Genomic DNA, 12919 nt, shown 5'->3' on the forward strand with positions numbered 1-12919 from the left:
AACTTCTTTCACGATTTGAAGTTTTAAACTTAAACTGTAATCCTTCTGTGTACGTTTAATGTACGTGGATGTTAATGTTTCTGCCATAACGATTCTTTTTTGTGTATCGCTATTTCAGGACGAGACATTTATTCAATAAAAAAAACCGCTAATCTTTTTGATTAGCGGTTTTTTTATGTTTAGGATTTAGCTCCCATATCCGATACAATATTCATTGCTTCCTGCAGGTAAAGATCTTTTTTCAGGTTCTTAATCCACATTTCAGATTTTTTCTTGAAAGCTTCGTCTTTTTTCTCTCTTTCAATTTCACTTGGATACATGATGAACTGAAGACCGTTTTCAAATTTTGTCAAAGCCTTGAACTTTTCAATCTGAGATTTTCTGTTCTTCATCAGCTCATTGAATTTTGTAATATTCAATGTGATATTTTCTTCTTTATCCAGTTTTTCTCTCCACTGAGCAGATTCTAATAGCAACTGATAATTGCTGTTTTTAGCCATTCTGTCTGCACTTGCCTTCTCCAGAGCCTGGATATTGAAATAATTCAGTTTCTGGAATTTTGTAGGTGGAATTTTATCCCACGCCAATGCATAATCATCATATCGCTCTCCTACTTCAGCATACGTAAAGAAGTCTTTCATCTGGATATCAGAAACAATTCCTTTTCTCTGGGTAGATTCTCCGGTAATTCTGTAGAATTTCTGGATCGTCAGTTTTAAAGATCCGAAATCATCTTCTGTATTCAGGAATCTGTTCAGATCCACAAAAGTCTGAACAGTTCCTTTTCCGAAAGATTGTGGAGATCCGATAATCATCGCTCTACCATAATCCTGCATTACTCCTGCAAGAATTTCTGAAGCTGAAGCGGAAAGTTCATTTTGCATAATGACAAGCGGACCAGTCCAGATAGGAGTTTCATTTTTATTTTTAAGCGTCTGTATTTTTCCATTTCCGTCTTTCACCTGAACATAAGGCCCGGCCTCCATGAAAAGTCCCATAATATCGCCTACTTCAGTTAAAGAACCTCCGCCATTATTTCTAAGGTCAAGAATAATTCCTTCAATATTCTGGGCTTTAAGCTTAATAATCTCATTTTTGATGTCATCAGAAGCATTTCTTCCTTTGGCATTTTCAAAGTCAGCATTAAAGCTTGGCAGGTTGATGAAACCGTATTTCTTACCATTTGGAGCATTCACTACAATACTTCTTGCAAATGTATCTTCGATAGCAACCTCTTCACGGATCATGGTTACATCTTTAATAGTACCATCTTTTTTCTGAACAGTTAAGGTTACCGGAGTTCCTTTTTCACCTCTGATTAATCTTACCGCTTCATCAGAAAGCATTCCTACCACATTTACAGCATCTTCTTTCGGTTTTGATCTTACTTTCAGGATTTTATCTCCTTCTGAAAGCTGCTTGGATTTCCATGCCGGTGCACCAATGGTAAGCGCTCCTAAGTAAAGGTTTCCTTTTTTCTCCTGGATCAGGGCTCCGATACCAATTACTTTTCCGGTGAACTGGGTATCAAAATCTTCTTTATCTTTTGGAGAATAATAGTTGGTGTGCGGATCAAATACTTCAGTATACGCATTCATATACACGGTAAACCAATCCATTTTCTTTCTCTTTTTGAATCTCGTGAAAGTATCTTTTACAAGGTCTTTTACCTCATCAGTCGCTTTTTTGATCTTCTCGTCCTGAGTAAGTGGCTTAAACTTGATCGTATCTTTCAGTTTGTATTTCTGAACAGAGTCTTTCTTTTCTTTCTGAGCTTCTTCTTTGCTGTTCATCGACTCAACTTCCTGGAGGATGTTGTATTTGATGAATTTTTTCCACTCATTATACTGTTCCTGTTTGTTGGCAGGTACTTTTTTTAGTTTGGGCTCAAGAGTAAGCGTTTCATCTTCCTGAAGATTGATGGGCTTGCTGAAGATATCCTGTGTGATTTTATCAATCTCATCCACTCTCTGGTAAAGTCTGTCAATGGTAAGCTTATAGAATGTAAGATCACCTTGTCCGATATAGTCATCAAGCTTTGTTTCATGCTTGCTGAATTCATCCATATCAGATTGCAGAAAATATCTTTTCGCTGGATCTACCAATTCGAAATAATGCTTATAAACGTCCTTCGAATAGGCATCATTGATAGATTTCGGGCTATAATGCAGATAAGAAAGTGTGTTTTTTACGCTCACCATTATCGTCTGCATCTTTTCATCGTCATTCTGTGGCGAGTTGAAACAAAACATTAGACTGGTTAATGGAATAAGGAGTAAAAATTTATTCAGTTTGAAATTTTTCCACATAAACTGTCTTTATTTATTAATTTTTTTAAAATAAGTATAATAATTAGTAGCAGTAAGTTTGGTACTGTTACAAATGATCAAATTTAATACCTTATTTACAAATATCGACAGTTTTGATCATTTTTATTTAAAGAGATTTACAAATAATCAGGACAGTATGAGCCATTTCCTATTATCAGACAGTTTCGTTATAAAGTGATACAGATCAATCCTTTTTTCAAACACACCTAAATTTTTAATTTTTAATCTAAAAACAGAAACACATACCACAAAAATCAATTTTTAGCCATAAAGGCATAAAATATGCAGAGAATTAACCATACAAATTCAAAATATTAAGTCATGAAAAGTTTATTATGGTTAGTAGCAGTCATCTGCATCGTTGTTTGGCTATTGGGAATGCTAGGAGTTGTTCCCGGAATGAGCACAGGTTATTTAATTCACGTTTTACTGGTTATTGCTATTATTGTTATTCTTTATAATATCATTTCCGGTAGAAAACCTCTCGACTAGTTTATTATTTTGTACGACCACTTAACATTAAAATTATCAGGCTTTACAGGTGTTCTTCACAGGATAACAAGAGATTTTCATGGGAGGCACCTGTAAAATTCTGAGTTTGATGAACTAAAATTCATATTAAAATTCCTTCATTTTAGTCAGATATTCTGCTTCTGGCATTTTTCTTTATCGGTGCATTGATCTTCAATCTCTGAAGCAAAAGCAGAAGGATTTTATTTCTATTTCACAACAGCCAATCCCAATCTGGTATTTTATGGCGTCTGATTTTTACCTACATTTGATGTGTTGAAAATCTATTTGTTCAATTCTGAAAATGAACAAACTCACTCTGTTTAAATAAAAAATTAAAGATAATTTATGGAAAGACCACTTATTCTGGTGACTAATGACGACGGAATTACAGCTCCTGGTATCAGAAATCTTGTAAATTTTATGAATGAAATCGGAGAAGTAGTGGTTGTTGCCCCCAATTCTCCTCAAAGTGGAAAAGGCCACGCTATTACCATTAATTCTACCCTAAGCTACGAAGAAGTTACTCTGGATGGCCCGCAGACAGATTTTTCCTGTAGCGGAACTCCTGTTGACTGTGTAAAAATGGCTCTTGATAAAATCCTGACCAGAAGACCCGATATTGTGGTTTCAGGAATCAATCACGGGGCAAATTCTTCTATCAATGTAATCTATTCAGGGACCATGTCGGCTGCAGTAGAAGCAGGTGTAGAAGGAATTCCTGCCATTGGATTCTCATTACTGGATTTCAGCTGGGAAGCAGATTTCACTCAGGCTAAAGAATTTATTCAGAATATTGTAAGAAGAACATTGGAAAACCCAATGCCAAAAGGAGTTGTACTGAACGTAAATATTCCTAAACTTCCGGCGGAAGAGATTAAAGGAGTAAAAGTCTGTAAACAGGCCAATGCCAAATGGGAAGAAAGCTTTGATGAGAGAGTAAATCCTCATGGTAAAAAATATTACTGGCTGACAGGTTATTTCAACAATATGGATGATTCTGAAGATGCTGATGAAACAGCATTGGCCAATGGATATATTTCTATTGTTCCGGTAAAGTTTGATCTTACTGCCTATGAATATATGAAAACATTGGAGGAAGTAATGACTTTTGAAGATGTAAAAGAAGTAAAATAACAAGGAAATAATAAAAGCGTGAAATTGGATTTCACGCTTTGTTTTTATATTGTTAAAATAATACTTTATCTTCTTTCCTGAGTTCTTCAAGATAAGCCTTTTTTTCATCTCTGTAAAAGAGGTTCATGGTTTCAAAAGGTATTAGCTTCAGGTCTTTATTGACAATATGTACGCATGACTTCTTCACCGCTCTTACATCAAAATCATGAGCATCCATAAAGTTCATGATAATTATTCTGAAAAGGTTATCATAGTCGAGATCCGGAGCACAAACATCCGGAAGGCAGCACAGTAACTGATTGACTTTAGGCTGAACTTTATCTACGGAAATTCCGGTGCTGAAAATATCCAGCAGCTGCATATGCAATCCTTTATCCTGTTCATAAACAATGGTATTCCTTGATTCATTATTCAGAAGATCTGCAGGATTGATATACCGGGTTAAAGGGATTGTTTCGCCCTGCAGTTTCAAGATATATCCCATAGCCAGCGCATCCGGATTACATGGAACGGGAATAATATCATCAGAATTTAATAACGGAAACTGATTGATAATTTCCTGTCTTACTTCAGTTAAGGTAATTTTTTCATGAGCAGAATCTTCCCGGTTTCTTCCGGCAATTTCAACCGGCTGAAAGGTTATTCCTCTTACGCACTTCTGTTTTAGGGCAAATTCTATAATTTTTCCAATTTCATCAATATTTTTATCTTTTTGAAGAACAATAACCAGTGTCGTAGAAAGGTTAAGCTCATTGAGTTTTTCCAATGCTTTCATTCTGACCGCGGTAAGATCCTTCCCTCTGAAATCTTCCAGGACTTCAGGTTTAAATGAATCAAACTGAAGGTAAATTTCAAACTCGGGAGCATAGGTCGCCAATCGTTCAGCAAATCCCGGATCATTGGCTATTCTGATTCCGTTGGTGTTCAGCATCAGATGTTTGATCGGTTTTGATTTGGCAATATCCATAATTTTGAAAAATTCCGGATGGATTGTAGGTTCTCCTCCACTGATCTGCACCACGTCCGGTTCCCCTTCATTTTTTACAATAACATCAAACATAGCCTCAATTTCTTCCAGGCTTCTGTGACTTCCATAATGGGGTGAGGACATTGCATAGCAGGTTGGACAGGTCAGATTACAACGATCTGTAACTTCTACGATAGAAAGACAGCTATGCTGTTCATGATCTACACATAGTCCACAATCATAGGGACATCCATATTCCACATCGGTTCCGAAATGAAAGGGCATTTCAGAGGCTTTATTATAGTTTCTTATATTTTTATAATACTGTACGTCAGAAGCTATTTTTGTTTTAAAAAATCCATGATCCGGACATCTTTTGGTCATAAAAACAGCTTCATCCTCAATAATGATTTTGGCACCTACCCTTTTAAGACATTCCGGGCAAAGACTGATGGTATAATCATAATAAGTATAATTTCTTACTGGCATAGCAAATTTTTTAAAGTCCTCCGCAAATATAACCGCTGATCAATCCACAGATCAGAAGAGATATCAGCATGGTCTGGATAAATTGTTTTCTGGTGAATTTCCTGTCTCCCTTTCTTTCGTAAATAAGTTTTGTAATAAAAGCGACGATGAGGGAAAAAACTAGTGCAGCCAAAATAATTGCACCAATAATCATTATCACTACCCCAGCCAGATTGAGATTCCCTTCTAAAATAGTTAATGTTTTCATCTTGAATATTTTAAATATAAAGATCCGGTATTTTTTATTTTATAAATGTAGTAAATAATTACACAGATACACACCATTTGAATCGTACCTATATTTCCAATGATTTCTACCCTTGGTTTTATAAAATCCAAAAGGAATCTGAATGTAAAATAGCTGAGCATAAACAGCTGAAAAATAAAACCGGAGGCGTACTTCTTACGATTCTGAATATACTTTAATCCTATCCAAAGAAGAATTAAAAAGGCTATTTCATACAAGGCAACAGGATGTCTGAGATATTGGTCCCCCAAATGCATCCCAAAAACAGAATCACTAGGAATACCATATGTCTCTTCACCAATACCTGTAAGAAAACATCCTATTCTGCCTATAATCATGGCCAATATCAGAGGGAAAACAATAAGATCTCCCGTACTTTCTTTATGATGTACAATCTTTTTTGCCAGCTCTACTCCCAATAAACCAAAAGCCAGTCCGCCTACAATAGTATTGTTTGACCAGACCTTTCTGAAGGAAAAATTTTCAAATAATGCATAAGGATTTTCAAGATTACCGATCAGCTTGGAACCGATCAAAGCTCCGGCAGTAGCACCAATTAAAACCGCAGCAGAAGTATTGAAAGAAAGTTTTTCTTTAGCCTTACGTTTCAGATAAAAATAATATCTCATGCCCAAAAACATTCCGGCAGCCTCAAAAAGCGGATGCGCAAGGATTGTTTTGCCGAAAATATGAAATGTTACAGGAAAATCCATTATTTCAAAAATACACTATTTCATATTATTCACTACCTTTATTCTGACAAATAATTACAAAATGCGTATAGAATATGACATAAAACTGGGGTTCAAGGATGTAATGTTCCGCCCTAAGCGTTCTACTTTGAAATCCCGTTCGGAAGTTGATTTACTGAGAGAATTTACCTTTAAACATACCAGGAAAAGATGGACAGGAGTCCCCGTAATTGCAGCCAATATGGATACGGTAGGAACTTTTGAAATGGCAGTGGAACTGGCCAAGGAGAAAATTATTACCGCGGTTCATAAGCATTATACTCCTGAGGAATGGAGCAAGTTTCTCAACAGCCAGCCTGAAAGTATTCATCAGTATATTGCACTGAGTACCGGAACCGGAAAAGCTGATGAAGAGAAAATAAAACAGATTCTCAATAAGCACCCAAAAATTGAGTTTCTATGTATCGATGTAGCCAATGGCTATTCTGAACATTTCGTTGAATTTGTGAAGAAAGCAAGAGCCAATTTTCCGGATAAAATTATTATAGCAGGAAATGTGGTTACCGGAGAAATGGTAGAAGAACTTCTTCTGGTAGGTGCAGATATCATTAAAGTAGGTATTGGACCTGGGTCTGTGTGTACGACCAGAGTAAAAACAGGAGTGGGATATCCTCAACTTTCTGCGATTATTGAATGTGCAGATGCTGCACACGGTTTGGGAGGACATATCATTGCTGACGGCGGATGCAAAGTTCCCGGTGACGTAGCAAAAGCTTTCGGTGGCGGTGCAGATTTCGTCATGCTGGGCGGAATGTTTGCCGGACATGATGAAAGTGGTGGCGAAATGATTGAAGAAAACGGTAAAAAATATCGCCTTTTCTATGGAATGAGTTCTAAAACAGCCATGGATAAGCATTCCGGAGGTGTGGCAGAATATCGTGCTTCTGAAGGAAAAACAGTAAAAGTAGCTTATAAGGGTCCTGTTTCAGAAACGGTAAAGGATATTTTAGGAGGTGTACGATCTACTTGTACTTACGTAGGTGCTTCAAAGCTTAAAGAACTTTCCAAGAGAACTACTTTTATAAGAGTTCAGGAGCAGGAAAATCAGATTTTTAACTAAAAAATCAAAGAAATATAAAAAGGCTGCATAAATGATATGCAGCCTTTTTATATTGTTATGTTAACATTCCACCGTCAACGTTTAACGTCTGTCCGGTAATGTATGCAGACATTTCGCTGCCTAAGAATACACATGCATTGGCGATATCCGCTGGCTGACCTCCTCTCTTCATTGGAATTTCTTCTCTCCATCCCTGAACGGTTTTTTCATCCAGAACAGCCGTCATTTCTGTTTCAATAAATCCGGGAGCAATCGCATTACATCTGATATTTCTTGATCCTAATTCCAATGCCACAGATTTTGTAAACCCAATAACTCCGGCTTTAGAAGCTGCATAGTTGGCTTGTCCGGCATTTCCTTTCACACCTACTACAGAAGTCATATTGATGATAGATCCTGATCTTGCCTTCATCATCGGCTTAATTACTGCCTTTGTAAGGTTGAAAACTGAATCTAAATTTACTTTGATTACTTGATCCCAATCTTCTTTGGACATTCTCAACAACAGGTTATCTTTTGTAATCCCTGCATTGTTTACCAAAATATCAATCTGCCCGAACTCTGCCATCACTTCCTCCACCAATTTCTGAGCAGCATCATAATCTGATGCGTCAGACTGATATCCTTTAATTTGGGTTACAGAACTTAAAGCTGCTTCTAATTCTTTTGCTTTGTCTACAGAGCCAGCGTAGGTAAATGCTACTTTTGCTCCCTGCTGAGCAAACATTTCAGCAATTCCCTTACCGATTCCTCTTGTAGCTCCGGTAATTAGTGCTACTTTTCCTTCTAATATTTTCATATCTATTGACAATTATTTTTTTATAACTCGTTCAGCTAGTGACAGCTGCCTCTTCATGTTTCTACAATTCCTTTCTGGAATTAAACGGTTTGCAAAGATATTATAAAATGTTATTCAACCCATTTAAATTGTCAAAATACTAGCTTTTTTTTGATGAATATCAGGATTTTCATTAAAGTTGAACATAATTATTTTTAAATCTGGTGAAATAAATAAAGTCTGTTTTTTTACTTTTATCCAGTCTTAATACCTCTTTCTGCCAGAAATATTTTTCATAAATAATGTCTTTCAAAGGCTCATTCTGAAAATTGGAAACCCCAAATTTTCCTTCTTTTTTAACGACAATTTCATTTTCAGCATTTCCGAATGTGATAATATCTTCGTATACAAACGGTACAATTTCTGTTCCCTTCCCATCCAGGATTCCATAAAAGTTGTCTGTATTTCTGCAGACCAAAGGTTTTGAATACTGATTGAGAGGATTAAAATAGTCAACATCTTCATTTTTAATCTCGCTGATATTTTTCAACTCAGATATAGAATGATCTTTTACAGAAAATCTATAATAGCGGTCCTGCTTTCCAATGATAAGATTGTCGGGATAAAACCCGAAAATCTGAACTCCGTCTCCTACAATATTTTTAAGATCTTTATCTAAGAATTGTTCTTCATTTTCTTTTTTAAGGTAAATAAAATCTTTTCCGGAAATAGTAAAACTTTTGATAAAATCGTATTCCTGAGGAAAAATGATGTTACCCTGCAGGTCTATAATGCCGGATTTTTTTGCTTTATCATTATAAACACTGAACAAATTACCCAATAAAGGATTTACATATTTAAAAGTCTGTGCATACAGCTTTCCGTCTTTCTTACTGAAAACTGTTGTCTTTCCGTTTTTTGTAAGATAGATATATTCTTTTTTGCCAAAATATTCCGGGGTGATATCGTTAAAGATTTCTTCGGCAATCGTATTGTCTTCTGCATCAATCAAACCGTACTTTCCTGTACTTTTATTTTTAGTAATCAGATAAGGATAAGCATTGATGTTTACAACCTGTTTAGAAAATTTATGCAGCGTTTGTCCGTTATTACCAATGATTTCACTTTCTCCATTTTCATTAATGATAAGTGCCCTGTCATCTTCAAAGCTGTAGTCTTCTTTAAATTCCCGCGTGCTGAGCTGTTTCCCGTTAAAATCATACAGAAACCATTTTTTATCTTTTAAAACAAAAAGTCTGTTCTTCCCTGAAAAACGGATTTTTTCCGAATAAGGAATGATTTCCTTTCCGTTAAAATCATAAACAGCTTCTGAATTCTGTTTTGATGAAATAATGCATTCTTCACTCCACCAGGGTGTATTAAATTCCTGATCGTTCAGAGGAATAAGTTCTTTTCCCTTTTCGTCAATAACAGCTGATTTTCTGCCATTTCCTTCCTCAGAATAAAGAATAAACCGGTTTTTGAAAACATGCAGAATACTTCCTTTGTAAGGAGATTCAAATGTAATAGTTCCCAAAGAATCCACAATTCCCTGTTTCTTATAATCAGTATCGTAGAATGTTCCATATCCTTCAGAATAAGAACTGATTTCTTTCCCCGTCTTTTTCGACAGGATCACCTTCATATATTGGTTAGTTTGTGCTGTACAGACTACAGAACACAATACAAAAACTAATTTTTTCAAAGAAAATTAAATAGAATTATTGACAATAAGGACGATCTCTCCTTTTAAAGTTTTACTCTTGGAGAACTCAATTAATTCATTGATTGTTCCTCTTTTAGTTTCTTCAAATTTCTTAGAAATCTCACGGCTTAAGCTTACTTTGGTTTCTTCTCCGAAGAATTCTTTGATCTGTTCCAGAGTGGTATTAATCTTATGAGGGCTCTCGTACAAAACGATGGTCTTTTTTTCTTCTGCAAGCTGCTTCAGTTTGGTTTGTCTTCCTTTTTTCTGCGGCAGAAATCCTGCGAATAGAAATTCATTATTAGGAAGCCCCGAAACAACAAGTGCCGGAATGAGCGCCGTAGCTCCGGGAAGGCAAATCATGTCAATATTATTATCTGCTCCTGCTTTGGCCAGCAAATATCCGGGATCTGAAATACCGGGAGTTCCTGCATCGGTAATAATAGCAATATTCTGCCCGTTTTTAAGGTCTGTAATCACTTTCTCCGTTGCCTGATGCTCATTATGTAAATGATAAGACTTTAAGGGCTTGGAAATCTCAAAATGTTTTAAAAGTATTCCTGAAGTTCTGGTGTCTTCACATAAAATATAATCTACTTCTTTCAGAACATTTACTGCCCTGAATGTCATATCTTCCAGATTCCCAACGGGTGTGGGAACAAAATATAGGATTCCGCTCAAAATTATAAAAATTTATTTTCCACCAATATCCAAAGTCTCTGTGCATATTCATCCACCTTATTCCATTTTCTGTCATAGTACAGATCACTCAGGTATTCTTTGGCTTCTTCCAGTGTTCTGAATTGGTTCAGCTGATAAACGGTATCATTCAGATCTGCCTGGCTTCCTTCAAAAAGCATCTTCGTGAAGGCAAGTCTGTCATTCAGATCCAGCTTAAATTCAGGTTTCAGCTTATCTGCTTCCATGAATTGGGTTGGAATATTGGATTTCAGAATACTTCCTGTATCTTCTTTAACAACAGGAGCTGTTTTTTCTTCCTTGGAAAGTTCCAGGTGGTCGTCATCAAAAAGTGACTGAACAGCCTTCATTCCTTTGATATTGGCTAATTTTATTTTTTTCTCCCGATGGTATTCTTCTAAATTTTCGAAGCTTTCATCGGAACGATGTTTATCTGTTTCTTCGGGAACAGGCTTGTCGATTTCGACAATCTTTCTGCGATCATAGACTTCAGCAAGAATACTTTCTTCTTTTACAGGTTCTTCAGAGTGGTCATTTTTGATCTCACTCAGAATATTTTCTACATTGGAAGTCTCTGTAGCCATTTCTCCCTGTTCTATGGAAATGTTTGAAGCCACAAATTGTTCTTCGTTTTCTTCAATCAGTATTTCATCATCCAGCGTCTCTGTATCAAAAATGCTCGGAATTGTTTCCGTTACAGAAGATTTTACATCATTTACTACAACAGAATCCGTTTCTTTTTCAGATTTCGTCACAATAATTTCATCTTCCTGTTCTTCTATTTCATTGAGCTGATTAGTGAAAACAGCTTCTTCCTCTGTGACTTCATTATAAAACAGATCTTCGTTAAGATCTTCATCCGAATCCGGTGTAGAATCTGCAAGGATTTTATCCTCATCCACAAAACTCAGAACAGCTCTTTGTTCTTCTGAAATTTCATTTTCATCAATTTCATTCAGCTGATTATTAAAAACTGCTTCTTCTTCCAGCGTTTCATTTCCAAAATCCTGTTCCTGATTTTCAGGTGCGTTTTCAGTCTTATTTTCTTCTACAAAGCTTACGATATTTTCATGGAATTCGTTTTCAACAATTTCATTCAGCTGATTATTGAAAACGGCTTCTTCTTCAGATTCCTCAGAAAAAACTTCATTTTCATCAATTTCGTTCAGTTCATTATTGAAAATAGCCTCCTCTTCGGTTACTTCACTTCCTGTATCATGATGTTCTGTTTCTCCTGAAACAAAAGAGACATACTGATGCTCCGGATTTTGTGCCGTATTATCTGTTACGAAGTATTCGATATTTTTTTCCAGCAGTTTCAAAAAAGAAATCCTGTTAGCAAGCTCATCTACAAGATCTTGCTTGGAAAGTAATTCGTCTATATTACTTATTTTGTCCAGATTATCAATGATATTCATGGATTCAAAAAAAATCTTTTCCTTTAAATCTTGGATATTCTGCATAATAAGATTCTTATTAAAATTGCTTACTTTTGATGTTAAAAATATACGGCTAATTTAACAAATGTTTTTAGAAAATACAATTAATCATTCCAAACAAAGTGGTTGGATGGAAGTAATTTGTGGCTCTATGTTTTCCGGTAAAACCGAGGAACTTATCCGCAGATTGCGAAGAGCGGAAATGGCAGGACAGAATGTGGAAATTTTTAAACCCAAAATGGATGTACGGTATTCTGAAGAAGATGTAGTTTCCCATAATCAGAATAAAATCCGCAGTACAGCAGTAGAAAACCCTAATGAAATTCTTCTGCTGGCTTCCAATTGTGATGTAGTAGCCATTGATGAAGCTCAGTTTTTTGATGAAAGCATTGTTGATGTTGCCAACCAGCTCGCCAATAGCGGGATCAGAGTCGTTATTGCAGGATTGGATATGGACTTTTTAGGCCGTCCGTTCGGGCCAATGCCCAATTTGATGGCAACTGCAGAGTATGTTACAAAAGTGCATGCTATTTGTAAGAGAACCGGTAATCTTGCCAACTACTCGATGAGAACTTCACAGGGAGATAATCTGGTGGAACTGGGAGAAACAGAAAGTTATGAAGCAGTAAGCCGCCGTGTTTTTATTGACGAAGTACTTTCAAAAAGAAAATAATCGGATAAAGCAGACGACGAAATCACTAAATTGTAAAACTGTTTGCTATAAACCGTAAAATATATTCACTAATATAAAATGAAAAGCGAAAAAG

Annotated in this window: 12 protein-coding genes; 4 read left to right on the forward strand and 8 right to left on the reverse strand. The window is 36.0% G+C overall.

Annotated elements, in window-relative coordinates:
* Positions 1–179: 179 nt before the first annotated feature.
* Positions 180–2309: a carboxy terminal-processing peptidase gene (locus tag ACLI50_RS18355; protein ID WP_343643836.1), complete on the reverse strand. Its 2130-nt coding sequence runs from the start codon at positions 2307–2309 to the stop codon at positions 180–182.
* A 342-nt stretch (positions 2310–2651) separates the two neighbouring features.
* On the opposite strand from ACLI50_RS18355, the gene ACLI50_RS18360 reads away from it, so the two are divergent.
* Together ACLI50_RS18360 and surE are read left to right on the forward strand one after the other, a co-directional pair.
* Complete coding sequence (locus ACLI50_RS18360; protein ID WP_110008970.1) at positions 2652–2822, forward strand: lmo0937 family membrane protein; 171 nt, start codon at positions 2652–2654, stop codon at positions 2820–2822.
* A 366-nt stretch (positions 2823–3188) separates the two neighbouring features.
* Positions 3189–3977 (forward strand): 5'/3'-nucleotidase SurE, encoded by a 789-nt coding sequence (gene surE, locus ACLI50_RS18365; protein ID WP_062672842.1) that lies wholly within the window; start codon positions 3189–3191, stop codon positions 3975–3977.
* Between the two features lie 52 nt (positions 3978–4029).
* Here the strand turns inward: surE and ACLI50_RS18370 are convergent, their stop codons facing one another.
* From ACLI50_RS18370 to ACLI50_RS18380, 3 genes are read right to left on the reverse strand one after another with little or no spacing between them, the layout of a single operon-like run.
* Positions 4030–5433, reverse strand: a complete 1404-nt coding sequence (locus ACLI50_RS18370; RefSeq protein WP_411414385.1) for a radical SAM protein — start codon at positions 5431–5433, stop codon at positions 4030–4032.
* A 10-nt stretch (positions 5434–5443) separates the two neighbouring features.
* Entirely contained in the window at positions 5444–5680 is a 237-nt protein-coding gene (locus tag ACLI50_RS18375) for a hypothetical protein (RefSeq protein ID WP_311228504.1), read from the reverse strand.
* The gene (locus ACLI50_RS18380; protein WP_411414386.1) at positions 5677–6432 is read right to left on the reverse strand and encodes a prolipoprotein diacylglyceryl transferase; all 756 of its coding nucleotides are present in this window, start codon (positions 6430–6432) and stop codon (positions 5677–5679) included. The genes ACLI50_RS18375 and ACLI50_RS18380 overlap by 4 nt, the downstream gene beginning before the upstream one ends.
* A gap of 61 nt (positions 6433–6493) precedes the next feature.
* On the opposite strand from ACLI50_RS18380, the gene ACLI50_RS18385 reads away from it, so the two are divergent.
* The gene (locus ACLI50_RS18385) at positions 6494–7531 is read left to right on the forward strand and encodes a GMP reductase (RefSeq protein ID WP_343643429.1); all 1038 of its coding nucleotides are present in this window, start codon (positions 6494–6496) and stop codon (positions 7529–7531) included.
* A gap of 55 nt (positions 7532–7586) precedes the next feature.
* Here ACLI50_RS18385 and fabG read toward each other — a convergent pair whose 3' ends face one another.
* The 4 genes from fabG to ACLI50_RS18405 form a co-directional block, all read right to left on the reverse strand.
* Complete coding sequence (fabG, locus tag ACLI50_RS18390; RefSeq protein WP_137904546.1) at positions 7587–8330, reverse strand: 3-oxoacyl-[acyl-carrier-protein] reductase; 744 nt, start codon at positions 8328–8330, stop codon at positions 7587–7589.
* Between the two features lie 172 nt (positions 8331–8502).
* Positions 8503–9954, reverse strand: a complete 1452-nt coding sequence (locus tag ACLI50_RS18395) for a WG repeat-containing protein (protein WP_411414387.1) — start codon at positions 9952–9954, stop codon at positions 8503–8505.
* A gap of 66 nt (positions 9955–10020) precedes the next feature.
* Positions 10021–10695 (reverse strand): 16S rRNA (cytidine(1402)-2'-O)-methyltransferase, encoded by a 675-nt coding sequence (gene rsmI / locus ACLI50_RS18400; RefSeq protein WP_047377914.1) that lies wholly within the window; start codon positions 10693–10695, stop codon positions 10021–10023.
* Between the two features lie 2 nt (positions 10696–10697).
* On the reverse strand, positions 10698–12176 hold the full coding sequence (locus ACLI50_RS18405) for a DUF8457 domain-containing protein (RefSeq protein WP_110008961.1): 1479 nt from the start codon (positions 12174–12176) through the stop codon (positions 10698–10700).
* A gap of 61 nt (positions 12177–12237) precedes the next feature.
* Here ACLI50_RS18405 and ACLI50_RS18410 point away from each other — a divergent pair, with 61 nt between their 5' ends.
* Positions 12238–12825, forward strand: a complete 588-nt coding sequence (locus ACLI50_RS18410; protein ID WP_062672824.1) for a thymidine kinase — start codon at positions 12238–12240, stop codon at positions 12823–12825.
* Positions 12826–12919 lie beyond the last annotated feature (94 nt).

Source organism: Chryseobacterium cupriresistens (assembly GCF_046614675.1).
Lineage (GTDB): Bacteria > Bacteroidota > Bacteroidia > Flavobacteriales > Weeksellaceae > Chryseobacterium > Chryseobacterium cupriresistens.